We start from the raw sequence: 20206 nt of genomic DNA, 5'->3' as shown, positions 1-20206 counted from the left end.
GAGCGCGCGGAGGCGGCCCCCTCCCTGACTACGGCCCACATCAGAGGCGAATCTCCGCGTCGCTGGCTGCCGCGACACCTGGCGAATGTGTGACGACGATGACGGCATTGCCCGCGTGCGCGTGCCCTCTGAGCGCCTCGACAACGAGTTCACTGGTCGCCGGATCAAGGTTGCCGGTCGGTTCGTCGGCGAGTAGCACTCGTGGCGCGTTCAGGAGCGCCCGGCACAGTGCGATTCGTTGAGCCTGCCCGCCAGACACCTGGCCGGGTTTGCGGTTCGGCGGGAGGTCGACCCCGAAGCGTTCCAGCAGGTCTCGCGCTCTTCTCTCAGCGGCGGCGCGTGACTCGCGCCGGTAAAGAGCCGTCTCCGTGACGTTGTCGAGGATACTGCGCGTCGCGTCCAGCGCGGCGTCTTGGAACACAAAGCCGAACTGCTGCGCGCGAAGTCGTGCTCGAGGAGCGTCCCGAGCGCTTGCAGCATCTTCGCCGTTGACGATGACCTGCCCAGCCGACGGGCGGAGCATCAATCCCAATAGGTAAAGCAGCGTGGACTTCCCCCGCCCGGACGGCCCGGTGATGGCGGTCATGCTACCGGCAGAGAACTGCGCCGACCATCCATTCAGGACGAGCGAGCCGGGCACGTAACCGAAGTCGACGTCCCGCGCCTCTAATGGCACTCTCAGGTCCGTCATCAGCCTGGCTCTTCCATTGCCGGCACGCGCACCCGCAGACCCTCCGGCGCGCCAGTGATCACCGACATGCCTTTGGCTGAGGCTACGACCTCGACAGGCACTCTGTTGTCGTCGCTGTCGATCACGGCCGTGTCATTGGTCGCAGTCGTGACCAGTGCTGCGGACGGCACAACGAGCCCGTCGACCTGCTCGACGGTGACAATCTTGGATGGAAGCGTGGCCTGCCCCGATATGGGCACCTGACCACAGAAATCACCGCACAGCACCGCCCCCTCGGCTCCCGCCACGGCGATGGTCACTGTGCCGTCGTCCGCGTTCCTCTTCTGCTCTCCTGCAACGCCCGGCCACACCTGACCGTCCGGTGCAGTGACCTCGACCGAGCCTCCGGCCGGAATCATGGCTGCCTGCGCGTCCGTCACGGGGATCCAGAATGCGGGCGCCGGAGCCAAGCCAAGAATTGCTGACTCTCCACCAGAGAGGGTCAGCCCTCTCGCGATGAGCTCTGGATCGAAAGCCACACGCGACGGGAGCTGGGGAAGGAAGACAACGTCTCCGAGAGCGACCACACCGGTCTTGTCCACGCCCAGCGACCCCTGCCACGATGTGATGGCCGTGACTGTTCCTTTCCCAGCCTTGCCATCGATGGCGCCACCGTAATGGCCCAGGGATGCAAGCATCTGCTGCAGTTGACTGACATCCGCACCGGTAGCCTCCGCACCGATATCTCGGAACATCGGAACCTCGCCTTGTGCTGCGACCACGGGCCGGAGCCCGACTGTGTACAGGGTCGCACCCTGAGCAACCTCAGCGCCCGTCTCGACGGTCACCTCAGTCACGATGCCCGTCGCCTGATTGGCGGCAACAGGGACCTGACTCCATGCAGCGACAGTGTTCAACGCGATGGAGGTACCGACTGACCCTGCCGTCACCTCGACGTAGGTGTGCTCCGTAGAAGCGAGCGGGTCATCCGTCGGGCGCAGGACCGTCAGCGCCGCCCATGCCCCCGCTGCGCCCAACGCCAGGATCGTGACGCCGGCCACGACTAGCCAGGGCCAGCGGTGCACTCGTCCTTCTATTGCCACGGCAGCTGCCCTCCACTCGCGTCGGCTCTAAGCGAGCGTATGAGCCGAACGCGTCTGTTCCCCAAGCGACGCTACGTCTTGGCGCGAATCCTGTAGTCCTGACCCAAGCAGGGGGCGACGGGCAGGCGAGGCCCTCTCATTCACAGCCGTCAATCCGATTTGAAACGTCGGTGGCTGCCCTTTGCACCTCAGTCCGCACTATGCCAAACGCACGTCAGGGCAAGACGAATCCGAAGAGCAGCACGGCAACACCGGCACTCGCTGCGACGATGGCGACCAAGGTCGCAATCATCGACGTGCGCAACCACCAGATGCTCTTGCGGACCTCAGCACGCTCCCACGCCTTGACCTTGTTCAGGCTGAGCGACTGAATCTTCGGCCAGCCGAAGGACGCCCGAAGGCTCCCGCCGACCGCGATGAGCGTCGCGACAAGCGCTGCCAGAACAACCCAGCCGCCCTGTATCCGCTGAGATTCGCTGGCCGTGGCCAAGACCTCTGGGGACGTCAACAGCGACGCTGCGGCAACGGCAGCCCCGGAGAACCCCAGACCGTTGCGCCACTTCTCGGCAGCCTTGCGCACAACGGGCAACTGGTTTGCCTGCATTGCCTTGACCCGTTCATGGGTCGCGATCTGCTCAGTCGTGGGGCGGCGAATCGCGGTCACCTTGTACGTGCTGCCGGTCATGATGCCTCCAGCTCGAGCGTCCACATCTGGCCGCAGCCGCGAACTCCAGCCGGGCGGCCCGAGTGCACTGCGGAGCACGTGCACTCGATCATCAGCACATCCGACGACTCGGACTGGGCGACGAGGTCCGAGGTGTCGCTCGGGACACCTTCACGTTCGATCTCGAACTTCACGTCCCCCGCGCAATAGGGGCATGGCCCTTCGACCACCCAGGTCTTGCCTCCGTGGCCCTCTTTGACGGTGAACGCGAGGTACAGCTCGTCGTGGAAAGCCGCTGAGGGATCTTGGCCCCAGGCCGAGGCAATGTGCGGCATCATGAGCGGCCTCGCTCTCGCTGTCGGCCCTGCTGGCGCAACTGCGCTTCCGTCTGTGCTGTCAACTGCGCTTCCGCAGCCGCGTGAAGATCGAGCTGGGGACGCCCGTGAGCGAGCAGCTCCACGGCGATGGCGTAGTCCTGGGTCGGCGTATCGTTCTTCTGCGAATCCGTCCACGGGCTCGACGAGTGGGTGAGCACGAGGAAGTAGCTGTGGTCATCCGGGTCCCAGCCGCCCTGCCGGCGAATGCTTCGGCACATGACGGTGTCCAGGTTCACAGAGTTCGAGCCCGGCAGGAGGTTGATGGCGTTGCGGCCGTCGGGAAGGCCGAACGCTGTCGCGCCGGCCGCTCGCTCTTTTACCGTCGGCTGTTGACGGAAGATCTGCGTGATCTCCTCAAGGGTGTGATTTCGGTATAGCTGCACCTTGATGCGGCCGGAGATGTAGTCCCGGCGGCTGCGGCGCACCGCAGGATCGAAGGCCAGCGCCACACGAAGCTCGCGGTCGAAGGTCTCCTTCGCGAACTCATCCGGGATGGGGACGGAAATCACCTGGTAGGTGTCGCGTTCGATTGTGCCGTCGTGAACGAAGATCGCGCGGGGACCGTCGCTTTCGAGCACCTGGGAGGCGTCGGGTACCCCGTACGCGCTGTGGATGACGGCGGGCATGGGGTCAGGTGGCAATGCGGATAGCGCGGTGAGCGCCCGTAGGCGGTTCGCGCTGGCGTCCGGGTATCGTGTGGCGATCTCCGCCACCTCATGTGCAACGAATGGAGCCGCGAAGCTCGTACCGGCGACAGCGCTGAACAGTCGACCACCAGGTTGGGCGGTGAGGGTCGTGGTGGCGATGTTCGCGTCCTTGGTGAGTAGCGTACCCGTGGCCTGATCCCAGGACCAGCTTCCGCCATGACCGCTGAACTCCGGCTTGTGGCGACCGGTGACCGTGGGGCCAGTGCGGGAGAACGGTGCGGGCTGACCGATGTCAGCGATGCGCACAGCACCCCGGGACGCGGTCGTGTCGGGGGCGTGGGAGTGTGCGACGGACCCGACGGTGAGCGCCAGCGCGGCAGCTCCTGGGGACGCGATTCGGGCGGACGGGTCGTGGAGGTAGGTCGGGTAGTCCGTCTTCCAGTGCGTGCCTTCGGGAAGCGCGGTGAGGTTCCCGGCGCTCAGGACCACGACGAGGTTGAGCTCTCGAGCGAGCTCGTCGATGACTGCCGTCAGATCGGACGGGAGCGCGTCATCATCTGCGTAGGGGTAGGCGAATGCGAACACGACGATCCGAACGCCTTCGGAGGCCAGCCATCGCATCGCTGCCGCGACCTCGACGGTGGGCGCCCCGGCAAGGGCGGTGCGCCCTTGCGCCGCGCTGTGCGCTACGCGCGCCGAATAGATGGGACGTGGGCTGCGTCCGGGATCGCCGTCGAGAAGGTCGGCCACGCGCCCCCAGGCGGCGATGCCCGCCACTTGTGTGGCGTGCGCGGTGGGCATCCCCATCGAACCGTCGTCAGGGAACGAGCGCGACTTCACGACGACCCCATGGAGCCAGGGGTTGGAGTCGATGACTTGGTCGTCGATGATGCCAATGGCGGCGCCCGACGGGACGACATCGCCCTGAGGACGACTGCCTCCCGCGAGGTCAGCGACTGTCACATCCGCTTGCAGGGGGCCGCGCACCTTCTCGACGAGAGGGTGGTCGAGAATAACGTCCAGCATTCCCCGGCCGAGCTGAGCTCGGATCACAGGACGGTCCGGGTCAGCGTCGTCATAGATCACATGCACTCGGTCATCGTCAGAGGAGTCGATGAGCTCGACGAGCTCAGTGATGCGGGCCTTCGCTTCCTTCTCGGCCCCACGGGTGGCGATGGACGTCGGCCAGGCGCTGATGTCGACGACAACGACGCCGTCGTCGCCCGGGTCAGGAAGATCCGGCGTCTCTCGGTCGCCGCGGTCATAGAGTTCGATGTTCGCGATCTGGTCGAGCGCTTGCTTCCACGACGCTGTGGTGTCGAACCCGTCGGGGTCCGCGTCGTACGTGTCGACGAGCTCACGGAAGAAGCGGCGAGAGTCAGCGTCGCTGAGCGCGTAGAAGGTCTTCTCGTGGCTGATGCCGAGGGCGACGAGCTTGTGGTCCCAGCTGCCGAGCCCACTGGTTGTGAAGGCCATGGTGCCTGTGATCTTCAGGACGATGCGTCCGAGTTCCGACGCATCGATGCCGTCTTCCTCTTCCGAGGTGCTGACGAACGCACCGGGAAGGTTCGATTCCAGCCCTTCGAGGATGCCGCGCAGCGTCGTCGCCTGCCGTCGGGGATTGAAGACGACCTCCGTGCCCGTCGGGTTCGGGGGACGGCGTTTGCTCTCCGTCAGATTGATCGGAGTCGGAAGAGGAAGGTGGTTGGCCACATCGCTGATGCTAGGGCACGACGAAGCTGTGGTGCACAGCGGGCTGAGCCTACTGCCAGCGGCGAGACGTCGTGCTGTGCAGGGCGAGCGCGTAATGCTCGTCGGTGGGCAGCTTGGCGCCGTCAAGGACCGCTGCACGCCGGACCGCGTTCGCGTAGAACTCGATTCCTGCGTGAGGGAGCCCCATCAGCTCGACCGCCATCGCGTCGGCCTTGTCGCTGGGCAGCTTCGGAAGGAGCCGGCTGAGGAGTGTAATGATCTGCGCGTGGTCGGGCAGCGGCAGCTCGACGACAGCGTCGAACCGACGCCAGAGCGCCGAGTCCAAGATGTTCGAGTGATTGGTCGCAGCGACAATGAGCGATGGGCCCGCGTACCGGTCGATCTGTTGCAGCACGGCGTTCACGACACGGCGGAGCTCACCATGGTCGCTGCTGTCCTCCCGCGTCTTTCCGAGGCTGTCGAACTCGTCCAGGAACAGAACATACGGTCCAGAGCTGGCGAACTCGAACAGGCTGTTCAGGTTTGCTGCCGTCTCCCCCAGGTAGCTGGAGATGAGGCCTTCGACGCGGGCAGTGACCAATGGGCGACCGAGTTCGCCGGCCAGCGCCGACACCGCAGTGGTCTTGCCGCAACCGGGCGGACCTGAAAGGAGCAAGCGGTTGCGGCGGGGAATGCCCGCCGCATCCAGCGCGGACCACTGGCGCACCTCGTTGAGCAGCCCAGCAAGCGCCGCAGCCGGTGCATCCGCAAGCACGAGGTCGCTGAGGTAGACGTCCGGATGAGTCGCGTACGCCAGGGGCAGAGAGCTATCCCGGTCCACGGGCAAGGCAGGGAGGGCCGGCTGCTCGCTCACCGCGAGGTTGCTGTTCGCCGCCAGGATGCCACGCAGCTCGCGCGCCAGCACCGTGTGCTTCTTGCCTTCCTCCTCCTGGATGATGGCCTGCGCGGCGCGACGGAACTTCAGATCGTCGCGCTCTCCGTATGCGGAGATGAGGTCCCGCAGGTGCCGTCCAGCCATGTTCTTATCGTAGCACTGATAGCCTACATAGATAGTAGTATTTTGCTAGTTTGTGTTGGCAGATCGGAGGGAGTGGAGGTGCGCAATGGTTGATACTGAACGGAGTTCCGCCCTGGCGCATGTGATCAAGACCTTCCGAACAGAACACGTAAAAATGTCCCGAAAAGAGCTGGCCAAGCGGTCGGGCGTGAACGAGTCAACCATTCAGAAGATCGAGGATGGGCGAAGCCCGAATCCCGGCATCTTCACCATCGCCGCCATCGCCGTCGAGCTCGGTCTCGACGTGACTGACCTCCTGCGTCGTCGAACAGGTCCGCTCCGACCCCAGTCGCTCCCGAGGCCTGCTGCCCCGAAGTCCGCTGACGACTCCTGAACTGCGGCGTCTGCGGGTGAGACGAACACCTAATGCTGTCTTAAATTCTGCACTTCTCGCACGTTTGAATACACGTCTCCCGCCAGACTCGAAGCAGCAGTGCACCAAGAGGGCGAAGGGACAGTCATGGCATTCAAGAAGGGGCCCGCCCCCGAACTTCGCGCAGAGACACCGGAGAAGCTGTTTCCGCTGCTCCCGCGTACCGGAGAGAATTCGGAGGGTCTGTGGTCGCAGCAGACCGACCTCATGCGCGCCTACATATCGAAGCGCGTCACGGCGAAGGATCTCTCCATCGAGTTGCCGACGGGGACAGGCAAGACACTCACCGGTCTGCTCATCGCCGATTGGCGTCGACGGGAGGGCAAGGGCCGTGCGATCTTCGCGTGCCCCACTCGCCAGCTCGTGAAGCAGGTCATGCAGGCAGCAGCGAAGGAAGGCATCCCCGTCGTCGACCTGTCAGGGCCCTTCGGCGATTGGGACGCGTCAGCGAAGACGTCCTACGAGCGCGCTCGCGCGGTTGCCGTGACAACGTACTCCGCAATCTTCAACACCTCGCCCAAGCTCATCGACGCGGATGTGATCGTGTTCGACGACGCGCACGCCGGTGAGCAGTACGTGTCCCACGCGTACACGGTAGAGGTGTCCCGGGCGAAGCACAACGACATCTACACGGCGGTCCTCGAAGCCGTCCGCTCGACGCTGTCCCCGGACCGCTACAGCCAGCTCATCATGAACAACCCGGGCTCGGGCACCCGGGAGCTCGTCGATGCTCTGTTCCTCGCGCAGCATGAGGACTGGATCGAGCCTCTCAGCAATGCCCTGAACCTGTTCGGGAAGAAGGACGACGGCGCAGCTCGGAGCGCCATGTTCGCCCGCAGAGCCATCGACGGACACCTCTCCTCGTGCACTCTGTACCTGTCGTGGAACAGGATGGAGATCCGGCCGGCGACGCCGCCGACGTTCGAGAACACCTTGTTCACGAACGCGAACCAACGCATCTATCTGTCCGCGACCATGGGCGCGGCCGGAGAGCTGGAGCGTGCGTTCGGCCGGCCGTCCATCAAGAAGCTGTCCCTCCCGCCCGAGGCGCCAACGCCTCGATCCGGACGACGTTTCCTTGTCTTTCCGCATCATGTCGACAGCGTGGACCCGGAAGCGTTCACGAAGACACTGTTGGCGAAGATGGGCAAGGCAGTGATCATCGCTCCCAGCGACCATGAGGCTGAGAAGGCGGAGGAGGTTCTCGTCCCTGACGGGTGGAGCGTGTTCCACAAGGGGGACGTGGAGGAGAGCTTCGATACGTTCGCATCCGCGACCGATGCCGCCGCGGTCCTCGCCAACCGGTACGACGGCATCGACCTGCCTGGTGACGCCTGCCGAGCGGTGACCCTGTACGGATTCCCCGGCACCACGAACCTGCAGGAACGCTTCTACAAGTCCCGTGCACGTTCCAGCTCGGTCACGGACGAGCGAGTGCGCAGCCGCGTCGTGCAGGGGATCGGCCGCTGCACCCGACACCGCAGCGACTGGGCTCTCGTCGTCATCGCAGACTCGGAGACCACCACCTACCTGTCCCGGCCGGAAGTGACACGCGCGTTCCCTCCGGAGCTGCAGGCCGAGATCCAGTTCGGCCTTGAACAGTCGGAGACAACACCCGACGAGGTTCTCGAGAACGTTGATGCGTTCCTCGAACAGGGCACCAATTGGCGAGACAACGCCGAGAAGGACATCACCACCAACCTCACCTCCGTTCGGCAGGTTGTGCCGGCGGCCGCTGATGCCCTCGCCCGCGCTGCGCGCTTTGAGGTGGAGTCGCTGGAAAGCCAGTGGCACGAGGACTGGAAGACTGCAGCTGACAAGCTGCACGACGCGGCCACCGCGCTTGGTAGCGCTCGGGACGCTCGCGGCTACCGCGCGACGCTGCTGTTCCGGGCGGCTGTGCTCATGGACAAGGCAGGCAGGCTGAGGGAGGATCCCGCACTGGCGAGCGCCGCCGACGCCCTCGCAGATCAGGCAGTCCGCGCAGCGACCCCGGCCACCTGGATGAACTCGTATCTGCCTTTCGCGGGGAGAACCGCGATGACGGCGAGCCCGGCGTTCACCAGCGCCGTGGTGAGACTGTCGGCGTACATCGGCGATGTCGGCACCCCCGCCCGGCTGTCGCAGATCATCTCCGAAACCATCTCCGGTCTCGGCGCCATCGACCACGGCACGTATGAGCCGGCACTGAGCGCTCTCGGAAAGCTCGTGGGCGCCGACGCCAGCAAGCCGACCGGTGATGCTCGAACGGACTCGCAATGGTGCTGGGATGACCATCTGTGGCTCAGCCTCGAGGCGAAGAGCGAGCACGTTCCGGAGGGACTCATCGGCGCGGAGGACGTGCGGCAGGTCAACGGACATCTGGGGCTTGTCGCCCACGACCGCGACGTCGCAGCGATCCCCACGGGAAGCGCCGCAGTGATGATCTCCCCGCGAACTCTCGTGAACCGGACAGCCATGGCTCTCGCCGAGCCCGGCACATGGCGAGTCACGCCGGCAAACGTGCTCGCGCTGGCCGTCGACGTGGAGCGTTTGTGGTCTCACCTCCAGACGCTGCGAACCTTGGACGTCAAGGCGCGGCGCGCGCCGGTTGCCGAAGCATTGAAGAATGCTCGGCTGACACCGGAGGACATCGTTGACCGCCTGACGCTGACGCCGCTGGGCGACGAGAACAGCGCCAGCGAATAGCCCCACCACTGTGGCCCCGACTGCCTCGCAGCCGGGGCCACAGTGTGTCTGCGTCGAATATGGAACCAGCCTGCGACTGCCGGACATCTCGAAGTATGGGGTCCACTGATCTAGTAGCTCTTCGGGAGCAGTGCTTCGCCCTCATCGAGGCGCACTTCAAGCGACCGGATGTCAATCCGGTCTGGCTCGCCCAGGAGTTGTTCGTGTCCCGACGGCAACTGGACCGGGCGTTCGCGGGAGGTCCCGGAGTCGCGGAGATCCTCGGGCGCCGCCGCCTGAAACAGGTGGTGATCATGGCCGCCCGAAACCCCACAGTGGCGATGTCGGTCATCGCCGTCCATTGCGGCTACGGCACGTACGAGACGTTTCGTTCGCAATGCCACCGGTACCTGCACCGGAGCCCGCGTCAAGCGCGCCGCGACCTCAACGTCACCCTCGCCGCCTGAACCGTGCTTCTCACACGCGTCATAGACTCGATGAAGGTCTGGATGTCGACCGGAGTGTGTGAGGTGAGATCGTGTCGGAGTCGGGTGGATCCACAGACGGCGAGCTCCTCTTCCGACTATCCCGCGGTGACGAGCCGGCGTATCGGTTACTACACGACCGCCATCAGGCGCCGGTGTTTCGGATGTCGCTCGTGCTGATGCAATCCACGTGGGACGCCGAGGAGGTCGCCGCCACCGCATTCTTCGAACTCTGGCGCAAACGCGACAAGGTCCGCGTCGTGGACGGCTCGGTCTTGCCGTGGTTGCTCGCGACGACGTCGTTCGCCGCAAAGAACAGCCAGAGAAGTCGCCGCCGATACCAACGCCTGCTTCATCGGATCCCCCATGACGACCACGTGCCCGACCATGCCGACGAGGTCGCTCAGGCGATGGATTCCCTGAAGATCTCGCAGAGCGTGCGCAACGCGCTCTTGCAGCTGAACAGCCGCGAAGCGAGCGTCGTGATCCTCTGCGTCATCCAGGAGATGCCGCTTGCAGACGCCGCCGTCGTCCTCGGTGTGCCTGAAGGGACAGTGAAATCGCGGCTATCTCGAGTGAAGACCCGACTGCGAGGAGCGCTGGAGCAGTACGCTCCGACATCAGAGGAGGCCCGCGCGTGACAGACCGCATGCCGCATCATCGCGAAGTTCAAGATCTGCTCATCGAGCAGATGCGCCGCGACCTTTCCCGACCTAGATGGTGGAAGACCATTTGGGGCCGTGCTGCCATCGCAGGCGGTGTTCTCGCTGTCGCCGGCGCAGGTGTCGCCGCTGTGGTGCTGCTCGAGGAGAAGCCTGTGAGTGAGACCAGCGTCGTTCACTGTCTCGAAGGCCCGTACCGCAACTCCGACGGCACGCTGTCTGGTGCAGCAGCGAGCATCGCCACACCAGACGGCGTTGTAGCCATCACAGATGCTGAGGCAGTTTGTGTGCAGATGTGGGAAGGGGGCGCCTTCGAAGAGCATGACCCGTTGGTCGCCACCCCTTCCCCTGCAATCGCGCCCACGGAGTTCACCATGTGCGTCACCGACGAAGGCGAAGCCGCGGTCGTGCCCGGGGTCATCGAGTGCTCAGTGCTGAGACTGCATCCGTTCCAAAGCTGACATCATCCCCATGTTCCGGTGGGGCGATAGACGATGGATGAGGTCTTCGCAGCGAAAGATCCGAGGGTGGCGCAGTACGGCGTGCAGTTCAGCAGCGCGCCCGTGTAGCTGGTCCCGTCGTATTGCGTTGACCAGCAGTTGTTGAGACCCTCCGCGGAGCGAACGTTGTTGTTCCAGGTCGATGCGATGGTCGGGAAACCGAACGAGACGCCGTAGCACCCGGTGCCAGAGCCGTAATGGATGAGTACGGTGCCCGAGCGTGACGTGCCCGTCCACGCTTTTCCGACGATGACTGTCGCAGCTGCCGCGCGTGCAGCGAGGTTCGTCTGCTCAACCTGCTCGAGGTCGCCGGGCGCACCGTCTTCGATGAACTGTTCGGCTTCCTCGACAGAGTCGAAGCACGAGATCACCGTCGGGATCTCCTCGGGCAATGGATTGCCTTCTGGAACAGCGACGCCGGCGACGGTGCAGGCATCTGGTTCAGCTGTTGCGAGGGCGGAGGTGGGGGTGGCGAACGCAAACGTTGCGATGATTGCAGCGGTCGCGAACCATGGGCGTAGGGACACGGGAAGCTCCTCCGATAGGGGTTGGATTCGCTTCGGTATGTCCAACCCGTGTTCGGGGGTTCCGGCGTGACCGGAGGGTTCTGCTGTGGTGCCGCGGAATTACGCGGGAACGTCAGGTAAACCTGGCGGGATTCCTGCATTCCCGAGGCTGACGGAGACACAGAGTTTGAGACAGCTCTTCATGTGTTCACGCGGGCCACCACTCCTGCTGCGCATCGCGTGCCACGATGACGTGGCAGCGTCACTCGAATCGGCGGTGCCACTCTGCGATGGCGTCGAAGGTGTAGTAGACGACGCCCTCGAAGAGGATTGCGCTCGGGGCACATCCGCTCCAGCGGAGAAGACGCAGACGCGCTCGGCTGATCCCGAGATCGTCCGCGAGCATCCACTCCGTGCGGGCATTCTCCGCGAGGCGCAGACGCTGTGCCGCAGGATCACGGACGACATAGGCGTTCGAGTTGAGCAAGTGAGGCATGGGACTCCTATCTGTGAACGGAAGCCCTATGCGCGAGGAATCAGGATGAGGGATATCAATACCGGGGGCAACCTGTACGGGGGAATCCACGTGCATGACCAGCAGCAGCAGTACGTCCCGTACGAGCAGTGCAGCGACGAGCAGCTTGACGTCGAAAGCGCTCGTCTCCGTGGGAGCCGCAGCCATCTGCAAAAACGGAGACTGATCAAGCTCGGAGTTTTCGGCACGCCAGGCATCGGCGTCGGGTTCTTTGGTCTGTGGCTCCTCAACGGCGTCGATACATCACTCCCGGGGATCGTCGGCGTCGTGATCGCCGGACTCACTCTCTACTTCTCCTATGACGCGTGGGCAAGGCCCAATGACCAGGAGGCGGGGTATACAAGTTCGCTTCGACACATTCACCAGATCCAGCAGCACCGCGAGGATCCGAGGAAGAAGCGAAAGAACAGGTAGAGCGCGGCCAGCGCTTCGGTCCTCCCGGAACCCTATGAACCAGTGACATCCGACGTCACCCTGTGGCGCGACGCTCTCATCGAGCTCTCCACTCTCGAGAACGTCCGACCCGAGAACGGTCTGCTGCAACGGATCGACCTCGGGCCCGTTGAACTGGGCGTGACGCTGACAACCGGGCAACAGTTGATGGTGCGCGCCACTGCATCACGGGATGAGATGGCAAGCGCCATCTCGGCGGTGCTGGGTGAAACAGTCGACGCGAACGCCAGCCCGGAGTGGGCGCCACCGTTCAAGACGGAGAACTTCTGGTGGGCGGAGACGTTGTACAACTTCGGTGTTCTCGCACCGAACGGCATCGTCATGAAACCCGATGTGCTGTTCCACCACATCTCGCGGCGCAATGGTGTGGCGACGATTGAGGCCAGTGACAACCGCCGGCGAGTGGCCGTCCACTTCGACCTGATGGCCGACGCTCCACCGGTCGACGTTGTCACCGACGTGCTCGAGGCTCTGACCAGCTCTCCGTCGGCTTGATGCGAGCGATGGGTGCCTCGGTACTCACTGAGGTGCCCACCGCTTTCGCGACTCAGCTGGCAGCGGCTTCGAGCATCTCCTTGAGGCCCGGGTATGCGGCGTTGTCAGCCATCACCCGCTCGTAGTCCTTCCGTGCCATCGCCTTCTTGCCTTCCGCGAGATACGTGTGCCCGCGCGCGACCAACGCGAGGTGCCTCAGCTCGACAGGTCGTGACCGTGGCCGCAGCGCCTCTTTCAGCGCCTCGCGTGCAGCCTCGAAGTAGCCCTGCTCTCGAAGCGCGGTCCCGCGCTGGATAAGAAGGAAGGCCGCAGCGACATCGTCGTTGCTCAGGCCGTTGGTGAGATCGACGACATCAGCCCACCGCTCAGCTTCGGCATAGAGCTCCGCCAGTGACACGGCGGCGACCGTGGTCGGGTCCAGGCTCTCGACGACCGCGATGGCACGTGGGAGGTTCCCGCTCGCCTGTTCCAGTTCTGCGACGAACAGTCCCATCGCCTGCCGGTCCCAGGGCATCTCTGCGGTCACTCCCGTCGCCACCGGAATGCTGATCTCGGGGCTTTCGAGGTACTTGATGATGAACGGGTCCCGGGACGGGTCATAGCCCGTATCAAACAGCCATCCGAGGAGCACGCGGGCACGCCCTGCATCCTTGTTGGGTCCCACGACCCGAAGAATTTCCACCATCGCTGCGGTGGCCACAGCAACAGGGTGTTGCTGCCCAACGGCGTGAATCGCAGTCGTATCCGGGGTGCCCGAGAGCTGTTTGAACAGCTGCTTCTCCCACGCCGGAGCGGTGAGCCCGGGTTTGATCTTCTTGGGCACCGGCGGGCGAACGGGCTGCGGTGCGCGTACCGGCTGTCGAGCGGAGGAAGCGCGCTTCTTCGTCGATGTCGTGGACGTGTGCGAGATGCCGGTGCCCGGAATCCCGACGGTGCGCGTCGTGCGCCCATTGGTATTCACGCTCACGCGCGCTCCCCGCACACCTGCCGATAGCCCGACGTTCTTGCTCGAGACGTTCAAGCGCACGCCGGGCGCGATCTTGATGGATTTACGGACCTTGAACCCCATGGTCACCCTCACTGGTTGTCATGTCTTCAGATGCACCCTACTGGCGGTCGACGGGTCGTCTAGAGCGCAGTGATTGGCAGCGTCATCTGGACTCGCGCGGTCTCCACGTTGCAGTCCACGACGATGTGCGTCGCAGCATTGCGAAGAAGAACAGCTACGGCTCCGTGCCCGCCCATGTACTCCTGCAGATCACCGTCTGCCGTGACCGTCATGTCCGTGGGGCGGACGTTCCGCGGCTTCAACACCACAAGCGCTGCGTCCCCGTTCCAAAAGGACTCAAGGTGCAGCGCCTGCCACCGGTCCGGGTGCGACTCCTTCGCCGCCCGGATCTCGGGGAGTCTCGCTTCCACCGCATTGACCGCGGCCCGAATGGTCGGCTCGAACGGGTGCATGTTTCCGTTGTCCGTCATGCGCCAAGGCTATCGAGGCGTGCGGCGGGTCCAACTACAGAATCATGGACCGATGCGATGTGCCGCAAGGTATCCGTCGACGGCCCGCCTACGAGGACCCCCAAAACCGCCGAACGTAACTACTGGTGTGCCGGGACTCGCGCGAGGGAGCGCAGAGCATCATCTCTAACAGCTTCCGGAAGCAAGACTGACCGCTCAGCCTGCGCACGCTCCGGCAGGCGGCGAAGCAGCGCCGTCAGGATGTCATCGACCGAACGGAGCATCCATGGCAACACGAACTCATAGAAGATATGTGGGTCAATCAGATGACCGTCGGTGAACACCTGCCGGACTCCGTAGTTCCGCTGATCAACGAGCGTGTCCAGCGACGCCCGTACCCGCGACCCGACGTCGAAATGGAAAGCCAATCCCACTTGGGCAGCTCCGTGCTCATCTCTGAAGGGGACGATGGACGGCGCGACATCGTGAATCTCGTTGCGTATGACCCGCATGGCGTGATTAAGGCGCTTCGCGTACCCGTCCGCACTCCAGAGAGCCCGGAGCTCAGGGAACTGATCAATAGCCCGCTCGCACCACGCATGGTTCTGCCACTTGATCCGCTGAGGTTCGGTCTCTGGCTGCTTCAAGCACTCGTTGACGACACGTGCGAGAACATCATGGAACGCGACCATATCCACGAGGGCGTGGGTGAAGGTGAGCGAGATCTCCTCCGCGATGTCCTCCGTCGCCGGCTCGCTCGTCAGAAGGGCGATGCGATCCCGGGCCGCAAACAGCGAGCGTGCACGACTCAGCACAGTCAGGAGTCGGGCTGCAGTTACACGACCATCCCCGCGACGAACGAAACCCGCGAATGACGGAATGTGCGCCTCCGCCATCTGCTGGTAGAAGCGTGTCGGTGTGGCCGTGAAGCTCCATGAATCGAGCTTCGCGGTGATGAACTCTCCGGAAGCCCGGAGGTAGAGGGCGACCAGCGCCAGTGCGTCGGCCGGCCCTGCGACCTGACAGTTCCCCCTCTCCAACAGTCGAGTGTCGAGGAGGGAGGCGCGTTCTGTGATCAGCAGATCGGCGCCGACCTCCTGAGCCACGGTAATGAGTAGAGCATCGCGTTCATCTGCCGCATCCCGCTCTTGTCCAAGAATCATTCTCGCTTCGAAGACCTGGCCCTCGAAGAGAGCCCCACCCGCAACCCGCTTGGTGGTGGCTGTCGTGATCTCGTACGGGACCGTCTGGTCGTCTGTCTTCGTGACGACTGTCCAGCCGATTGCTTCCCCGCCGCCGAACAACGAATCCATCGGCCGACGCTCGACCCCATCCGGCGGGCCATCGTCTCCATAGAGGGTCATGGTTATCCGCTCGCTCAGAACCAGCGTTCGAAGCAGGATGTCGGGAAGGTCGTCGCTCTCTTGGACCCTCACCCAGACTGATGCGTCCACGAGCACCCTCAGTGCTCGCGCCGCACGGCCATCGCGAAGCAGCGGGTCGTCACTGGCGTGGTGTGCCCGAAGCTGGAACGGCGGGTTCACTGTCTCCGCATGCCTCTCGCTCGATCACGACCAACTTCACCGGATACAGAAAAAGCCGGTCAGATTCTCGACCTGACCGGCTCTTTCATTCACGAACAGATTGCCCTGTAAAAACGAACAGGGCCTCGCTGTGCGCGAGGGGGGACTTGAACCCCCACGTCCATAAGGACACTGGCACCTGAAGCCAGCGCGTCTACCATTCCGCCACTCGCGCGAGTCGTCTCGTTCCGAAGAACTCAACTTCCCAAAGATATCATGCGTTTTCGGGCTCGTTGCACACTCGACGGGGGTCTTCGGCGGCGTTCCCCCAGGACACCTGGCTACGATGTCCCTACCAGCCGGCATGCCAGAGGAGCCCAGTGGGACTACTTGACAGCTTTGAGAAAGGTCTCGAGCGCGCAGTGAACAGCGCGTTCGCCAAGACCTTCCGCAGCGGCATCCAGCCTGTGGAGATCGCTTCGGCGCTGCGGCGTGAGGCCGATACGAAGGCTGCGGTCGTGAGCCGCGACCGCATCATCGCGCCCAACAGCTACATCGTTCGCCTCAGCGCCGACGATGCGGAGCGGATGCGTGGACTCGGCGGCGCTCTCACCGACGAGCTGCACGCTCTGCTGACCAAGCACGCCTCGTCGCAGGGGTACAGCTTCGCCGGGCCGCTCTCGATCACCCTCGAGGCCGACGAGAAGGTCGCCACCGGCACGGTGCGCGTCAGCTCCGGAACGGTCGAGGGCCGCGTCAGCTGGCAGGCCGTGGTCGACGTCGACGGCCGCCGCCACTCGATCTCGCGCGCCCGTACGGTGATCGGACGCGGTTCGGATGCCGACATCACAATCGCCGACGCCGGTTCCAGCCGCAAGCACATCGAGATCCTGTGGGACGGGGAGCGCGCCATGATGCGCGACCTCGGTTCCACCAATGGCACGAAGGTGAACGGTCAGAAGCTGCGCGAAGCCGCGCTCCCCACCGACACCACGATCACGATCGGTCGCACCGATCTGGTGTTCCGCATCGTCCCCGTGGCCGCACCGTCGCGTCCAGCCCCCAGGGACGACGACGCCACCCGAGCGTTCGGAGCCCTCGGTTGAGTGAACTGATCCTCCTTCTGCTCCGCATCGGGTTCCTGCTCCTGATGTGGTTCTTCGTGTTCGGGGTGGTGTACTCGCTCCGGGCAGACCTGTTCGGCGTGCGCGTGCGCAAGCTCCCGGCCGAGGCGGCGGCGGGAGCCCCCGCTGCAGCGCCGACGGCGGCACCCGCGGCACCCGCCGCGAAGCCCGCCTCCGCCCGCCCCTCCACAGGCCCGGCGACGGTCGCGACCGCCAAGCGGCTCGTGATCACCTCGGGCCCCAAGGCGGGCCTGGAGCTGCCGCTGAGCGCCGACTCCCTCACGATCGGCCGCTCCAGCGAGTCCGCCCTCGTGATCCGCGACGACTACACCTCCAGCCACCACGCGCGCCTGATGCTGCGCGGCGACGCCTGGGCGATCCAGGACCTCGACTCGACCAACGGCACCTTCGTCGCCGGTCAGCGCGTCTCCGGCTCGCCGGTCGCCCTCTCGCTCGGCACCCCCATCAAGGTGGGCGCCACGACCTTCGAGCTGCGAGCCTGACGCCGGCATGGTCTTCGAGGGCTCGAGCGTCGCGATCTCCCATACCGGGAAGGTCCGCTCCAACAACCAGGATTCCGGCTATTCCGGGGCGAATCTCTTCGTCGTCGCCGACGGCATGGGCGGGCACGCCGGTGGTGACGTCGCCTCCAGCATCGCGATCCAGCGCCTCGAGCCCCTCGACCAGGCCTATGCGACGACGGAGGACGCGCAGGCCTCGCTGCAGGCCGCGGCGACCACGGCCGCGGGCGACCTCATCCGCGCCGCGAAGGACCGTCCGGAACTGGCAGGTCTCGGCACCACGCTGAGTGCGATCATCATGGTCGACGAGTACGCCGTCATCGGCCACATCGGCGACTCGCGCATCTACCTCTATCGCGACGACGCCCTGACGCAGATCACCGCCGATCACACCTTCGTGCAGCGTCTGGTCGACTCGGGCCGAATCACCCCGGAGGAGGCGCGCTACCACCCGCGCCGCTCCGTGCTGATGCGCGTGCTCAGCGACATGGACTCCGACCCCGAGCTCGACATGTTCGTCATGCACACGCAGCCCGGCGACCGCTGGCTGCTCTGCTCCGACGGACTCTCAGGAGTCGTCGACGAGCCCCACATCCTCAAGGCCATGCAGCTCGGCCTCGCCCCGGGGCGCACGGCCGACATCCTGCTCAAGCAGGCACTCGACGGCGGCGCACCGGACAACGTCACGATGGTCTTGGTCGACGTCGGCGGGCAGCACCCGATCCACTCGGGAACCCCCACCATCGTCGGCTCCGCCTCGAACCCCGACGGCGTGTACGTGCCTCCGGTCCGGGCTCCGCGCAGCAACTGGCTGCACCCGGTGCGGCAGGCCGCGAACGAACCCAGCCACTTCGAGCCGGCACCCGAGTACCTCGAGGAGCTCATCGAAGAGGATCGCCGCCGCGCCAAGCGCCGCCGTCTCGGGTGGATCGCCGGCGCTCTCGTGGTGATCGTGATGCTCGGCGTCGCAGCTTTCGCCGCCTACAGCTGGACCCAGACCCGGTACTTCATCGGAGCCGATGAGGACAGCGTCGTGATCTTCCAGGGCGTGCAGCAGAACATCGGCCCGATCACGCTGTCGACTCCGATCCAGGACACCGACATCCTGCTCGCGAACCTGCCGCCGTATCAGCGGGCATCGGTGGAGCGCACGATCACCGCACGTTCGCTGTCCGACGCGATGGCGATCGTCGACCGGCTCAAGGCCGGTGCGGACGCGAACGTCATCGAGACGCCGCTGCCCTCGCCCATGCCGACTCCTGTCGACACCCCGGCGGGGGGTGAGGGATGAGCACCGACGTCGCGGCCGACACCAGCGTCATCAAGGCCCTCAAGCGCATCCGGATGCCGCAGAGCCAGCGCAACCGCGAATTCTGGCTGCTGCTGTTCGCGTGTGTGATCAGCGGTGCCGCGCTCACACTCGTGCAGTTGGGCGCGCTCGGTGTGATCGACCCGATGATCCTCGCGATCGGCGGTGGCCTCGCCGCCCTCGCGTTCGCCCTGCACATCGTGCTGCGCTTCGTGGCGTCGGACGCGGATCCGTTCGTGGTGCCGATCGCGACGCTGCTCACCGGCCTCGGCATCGCGATGATCTACCGCATCGACATCGCCTTCAAGAACACCGGCTGGAACGCCTACTCGACCAAGCAGCTCGCGTGGACGGCGATCTCACTCGCCGGTGCGATCGTGGTCGTCATCCTGCTGCGCAACTACCGCGTCCTCTTCCGGTACACGTACATCTTCGGCCTCGCCGGAATCCTGCTCCTGCTGCTGCCCTTCGTCCCCGGGCTGCGCATCCCCGACGCGAACGCGGCCGTGTGGGTGTCGCTCGGCGGAGCTTTCGCGTTCCAGCCCGGCGAGCTGGCCAAGATCTGCCTGGCCATCTTCTTCGCCGGGTATCTGGTCCGCACGCGCGAGAGCCTGACATCGGTCGGCAAGCGGGTGCTGGGCATCACCTGGCCCCGGATGCGCGAGCTCGGCCCCGTGCTCGTCGTCTGGCTCATCTCGCTGGGGATCATCGTGTTCCAGCGCGACCTCGGCACCGGAACCCTGATCTTCGGGATGTTCGTCGCGATGCTCTACGTCGCGACCGGGAAGACCAGCTGGGTACTCATCGGCCTGGCCCTCGTCGTGGCCGGTGTCGCACTCGCGACGCAGATCCTCAGCTACGTGCAGGGTCGCTTCACCAACTGGCTCTTCCTCTTCGATGCGAACAAGGTCGACCCCGATGGCGCCGGCTACCAGCCCATGCAGGGTCTCTTCGGTCTCGCCCGTGGCGGTCTCATGGGCACCGGTTGGGGTCAGGGCCGTCCTGAGGTCACCCCGCTGGCGCACAGCGACTACATCATCACCAGCCTCGGCGAAGAGCTCGGACTGATCGGACTGTTCGCGATCCTCTGCCTCTACATGGTGTTCGTCAGCCGCGGCATGCGCATCGGCCTCGCAGGTCAGGACGACTTCGGCAAGCTGCTCGCCACCGGACTCTCGTTCACGATCGCCCTGCAGGTGTTCATCATGGTCGGCGGTGTCACCCGCCTCATCCCGCTGACCGGTCTGACCACCCCGTTCCTCGCAGCGGGTGGATCCTCCCTCGTGGCCAACTGGCTCATCGTGGCTCTGCTGCTGCGTATCTCCGACGGTGTGCGGCGCCAACCCCGGGTGGTGATCGGCTGA

At 64.9% G+C, this 20206-nt stretch carries 22 protein-coding genes and 1 tRNA gene; 11 read left to right on the top strand and 12 right to left on the bottom strand.

Going from position 1 to position 20206, the window contains the following annotated elements; genetic code table 11:
- Positions 1-40: 40 nt before the first annotated feature.
- The 6 genes from RN51_RS08450 to RN51_RS08425 all read right to left on the bottom strand — a co-directional run bounded on the left by RN51_RS08450 (position 41) and on the right by RN51_RS08425 (position 6192).
- On the bottom strand, positions 41-691 hold the full coding sequence (locus tag RN51_RS08450) for an ABC transporter ATP-binding protein (protein ID WP_045263605.1): 651 nt from the start codon (positions 689-691) through the stop codon (positions 41-43).
- Positions 691-1755, bottom strand: coding sequence for a peptidoglycan-binding domain-containing protein (locus RN51_RS08445; RefSeq protein ID WP_231579255.1), 1065 nt, complete (start codon positions 1753-1755; stop codon positions 691-693). Before RN51_RS08445 ends, RN51_RS08450 begins: the two co-directional genes overlap by 1 nt.
- Before the next feature lie 232 nt (positions 1756-1987).
- A complete protein-coding gene (locus RN51_RS08440) occupies positions 1988-2458 on the bottom strand; it encodes a hypothetical protein (protein ID WP_045263604.1) in 471 nt (156 codons plus the stop codon).
- Positions 2455-2775, bottom strand: a complete 321-nt coding sequence (locus tag RN51_RS08435; RefSeq protein ID WP_045263603.1) for a hypothetical protein — start codon at positions 2773-2775, stop codon at positions 2455-2457. The genes RN51_RS08440 and RN51_RS08435 overlap by 4 nt, the downstream gene beginning before the upstream one ends.
- Positions 2772-5174 (bottom strand): S8 family serine peptidase, encoded by a 2403-nt coding sequence (locus RN51_RS08430; RefSeq protein ID WP_045263602.1) that lies wholly within the window; start codon positions 5172-5174, stop codon positions 2772-2774. The genes RN51_RS08435 and RN51_RS08430 overlap by 4 nt, the downstream gene beginning before the upstream one ends.
- A gap of 49 nt (positions 5175-5223) precedes the next feature.
- Complete coding sequence (locus RN51_RS08425; RefSeq protein WP_052674643.1) at positions 5224-6192, bottom strand: AAA family ATPase; 969 nt, start codon at positions 6190-6192, stop codon at positions 5224-5226.
- 85 nt (positions 6193-6277) lie between these two features.
- Here RN51_RS08425 and RN51_RS08420 point away from each other — a divergent pair, with 85 nt between their 5' ends.
- From RN51_RS08420 to RN51_RS08400, 5 genes are all read left to right on the top strand, one after another.
- Entirely contained in the window at positions 6278-6565 is a 288-nt protein-coding gene (locus tag RN51_RS08420; protein ID WP_045263601.1) for a helix-turn-helix domain-containing protein, read from the top strand.
- Between the two features lie 126 nt (positions 6566-6691).
- Positions 6692-9292 (top strand): helicase C-terminal domain-containing protein, encoded by a 2601-nt coding sequence (locus tag RN51_RS08415; protein ID WP_045263600.1) that lies wholly within the window; start codon positions 6692-6694, stop codon positions 9290-9292.
- A 95-nt stretch (positions 9293-9387) separates the two neighbouring features.
- Positions 9388-9738, top strand: coding sequence for a helix-turn-helix domain-containing protein (locus RN51_RS08410; protein WP_045263599.1), 351 nt, complete (start codon positions 9388-9390; stop codon positions 9736-9738).
- Between the two features lie 71 nt (positions 9739-9809).
- Complete coding sequence (locus tag RN51_RS08405; protein ID WP_045263598.1) at positions 9810-10397, top strand: RNA polymerase sigma factor; 588 nt, start codon at positions 9810-9812, stop codon at positions 10395-10397.
- Between the two features lie 8 nt (positions 10398-10405).
- The gene (locus tag RN51_RS08400) at positions 10406-10879 is read left to right on the top strand and encodes a hypothetical protein (RefSeq protein WP_156149144.1); all 474 of its coding nucleotides are present in this window, start codon (positions 10406-10408) and stop codon (positions 10877-10879) included.
- Between the two features lie 2 nt (positions 10880-10881).
- On the opposite strand, the gene RN51_RS08395 is transcribed toward RN51_RS08400, so the two are convergent.
- Positions 10882-11445: a hypothetical protein gene (locus tag RN51_RS08395; RefSeq protein WP_156149143.1), complete on the bottom strand. Its 564-nt coding sequence runs from the start codon at positions 11443-11445 to the stop codon at positions 10882-10884.
- A 241-nt stretch (positions 11446-11686) separates the two neighbouring features.
- Complete coding sequence (locus RN51_RS08390) at positions 11687-11920, bottom strand: hypothetical protein (RefSeq protein ID WP_045263595.1); 234 nt, start codon at positions 11918-11920, stop codon at positions 11687-11689.
- A 45-nt stretch (positions 11921-11965) separates the two neighbouring features.
- Between RN51_RS08390 and RN51_RS08385 the strand changes: the two genes are divergently transcribed.
- Together RN51_RS08385 and RN51_RS08380 are read left to right on the top strand one after the other, a co-directional pair.
- The gene (locus RN51_RS08385; protein WP_045263594.1) at positions 11966-12373 is read left to right on the top strand and encodes a hypothetical protein; all 408 of its coding nucleotides are present in this window, start codon (positions 11966-11968) and stop codon (positions 12371-12373) included.
- A 42-nt stretch (positions 12374-12415) separates the two neighbouring features.
- A complete protein-coding gene (locus tag RN51_RS08380; RefSeq protein ID WP_045263593.1) occupies positions 12416-12907 on the top strand; it encodes a hypothetical protein in 492 nt (163 codons plus the stop codon).
- Positions 12908-12959: 52 nt separating this feature from the next.
- On the opposite strand, the gene RN51_RS18205 is transcribed toward RN51_RS08380, so the two are convergent.
- The 4 genes from RN51_RS18205 to RN51_RS08355 all read right to left on the bottom strand — a co-directional run bounded on the left by RN51_RS18205 (position 12960) and on the right by RN51_RS08355 (position 16123).
- The gene (locus tag RN51_RS18205; RefSeq protein ID WP_082066520.1) at positions 12960-13976 is read right to left on the bottom strand and encodes a DUF4236 domain-containing protein; all 1017 of its coding nucleotides are present in this window, start codon (positions 13974-13976) and stop codon (positions 12960-12962) included.
- A gap of 59 nt (positions 13977-14035) precedes the next feature.
- Positions 14036-14386, bottom strand: a complete 351-nt coding sequence (locus RN51_RS08365; protein ID WP_045263590.1) for a hypothetical protein — start codon at positions 14384-14386, stop codon at positions 14036-14038.
- Between the two features lie 119 nt (positions 14387-14505).
- The gene (locus RN51_RS08360; RefSeq protein ID WP_045263589.1) at positions 14506-15909 is read right to left on the bottom strand and encodes a hypothetical protein; all 1404 of its coding nucleotides are present in this window, start codon (positions 15907-15909) and stop codon (positions 14506-14508) included.
- 131 nt (positions 15910-16040) lie between these two features.
- A tRNA-Leu gene (locus RN51_RS08355) sits at positions 16041-16123 on the bottom strand.
- Positions 16124-16268: 145 nt separating this feature from the next.
- On the opposite strand from RN51_RS08355, the gene RN51_RS08350 reads away from it, so the two are divergent.
- Genes RN51_RS08350 through RN51_RS08335 form a run of 4 tightly spaced genes read left to right on the top strand, consistent with a single transcriptional unit; the run spans position 16269 to position 20206 of the window.
- The gene (locus RN51_RS08350; protein WP_045263588.1) at positions 16269-16994 is read left to right on the top strand and encodes an FhaA domain-containing protein; all 726 of its coding nucleotides are present in this window, start codon (positions 16269-16271) and stop codon (positions 16992-16994) included.
- A complete protein-coding gene (locus RN51_RS08345) occupies positions 16991-17515 on the top strand; it encodes an FHA domain-containing protein FhaB/FipA (RefSeq protein ID WP_045263587.1) in 525 nt (174 codons plus the stop codon). Before RN51_RS08350 ends, RN51_RS08345 begins: the two co-directional genes overlap by 4 nt.
- 7 nt (positions 17516-17522) lie before the next feature.
- The gene (locus RN51_RS08340) at positions 17523-18824 is read left to right on the top strand and encodes a PP2C family protein-serine/threonine phosphatase (RefSeq protein WP_045263586.1); all 1302 of its coding nucleotides are present in this window, start codon (positions 17523-17525) and stop codon (positions 18822-18824) included.
- Complete coding sequence (locus RN51_RS08335) at positions 18821-20206, top strand: FtsW/RodA/SpoVE family cell cycle protein (RefSeq protein ID WP_045263585.1); 1386 nt, start codon at positions 18821-18823, stop codon at positions 20204-20206. The genes RN51_RS08340 and RN51_RS08335 overlap by 4 nt, the downstream gene beginning before the upstream one ends.

Origin of the sequence: Microbacterium oxydans (assembly GCF_000956405.1) — a bacterium.
In the GTDB taxonomy this organism is placed as follows: Bacteria; Actinomycetota; Actinomycetes; order Actinomycetales; family Microbacteriaceae; genus Microbacterium; species Microbacterium oxydans_C.
This window is presented reverse-complemented; position numbering and strand designations above follow the sequence as displayed.